Source organism: Bartonella sp. OT172YNZD (genome assembly GCF_042193725.1).
In the GTDB taxonomy this organism is placed as follows: domain Bacteria; phylum Pseudomonadota; class Alphaproteobacteria; order Rhizobiales; family Rhizobiaceae; genus Bartonella; species Bartonella grahamii_A.
Genome location: NZ_JBHILZ010000093.1, coordinates 1 through 682, shown reverse-complemented (window position 1 = coordinate 682; position 682 = coordinate 1). Strand labels below are relative to the sequence as shown.

The following is a 682-nucleotide window of genomic DNA, read 5'->3' as shown; positions in this document are numbered from 1 at the left end:
CAAAGCCATACAAGAGAGAGCCATCCTTTTCGCTCATCCCGCACCGCATGCTTTAAGCCCCTTTGCTTGTCTTTGTGGTAGAAACCGTTGGGGTCGCCGCAACAACAGGGGCTGGTTTTTCAGCAATCTGACCAAGCAGCAAAGGGTATTTTGCTGCCTCTTCACTTAAACAAATTTCCTCACCCTTGCCCGGTGAACGTTGACCAGCAACAAAATCGGCATTGGTTAAAATAACATAAGTGTTCTCACGCATCATAAAACTCCTTTAAAGAGGGGAAGAGGTTGTGGAGGGACCCATTTTGACCCCGCCGTGTTTATGGCTTGCGCCAACAGATTTTTGATTATGCTGTAAATCTTTTGCTTCAATCTGCACACTGCCCGTTAATTCAACACGGGTTGCTTGATGAGAAAGCACCAAACCTTGTGCACTCAAATGAATTTGGTTTTCCCCATGGGAGAGAATAAGTTCATCTTTTGTCATCCGCAAAGCGCCACCGGCATAACAGAGCGCCAACTCTTCGGCGTGACGGGCTGGATTAGGCATATCCTCACTATAGCTATCGCGTACAACCAGAGAGGCAGAGCCAATCTCACCATGGGGGTTCAACAACCGCACCGGATCACCAACATGGAGGGGCATATTGCTTGAGAGAGCGCCAGAAGCTTCTTGCGCTTGTAGCCA

General features: G+C 48.7%; 2 protein-coding genes. Both read right to left on the bottom strand.

Going from position 1 to position 682, the window contains the following annotated elements; genetic code table 11:
* Positions 1-52: 52 nt before the first annotated feature.
* Positions 53-253, bottom strand: a complete 201-nt coding sequence (locus ACFIJS_RS09210) for a hypothetical protein (RefSeq protein ID WP_375607990.1) — start codon at positions 251-253, stop codon at positions 53-55.
* A gap of 12 nt (positions 254-265) precedes the next feature.
* The coding region (locus ACFIJS_RS09205; protein WP_375651324.1) for a baseplate assembly protein at positions 266-682 on the bottom strand (417 nt) is incomplete at its 5' end.

What these genes read in the sequence shown, in the direction of transcription:
- ACFIJS_RS09210 (WP_375607990.1), bottom strand. Translation starts at nt 253, where the DNA reads ATGCGTGAGAACACTTATGTTATTTTAACCAATGCCGATTTTGTTGCT.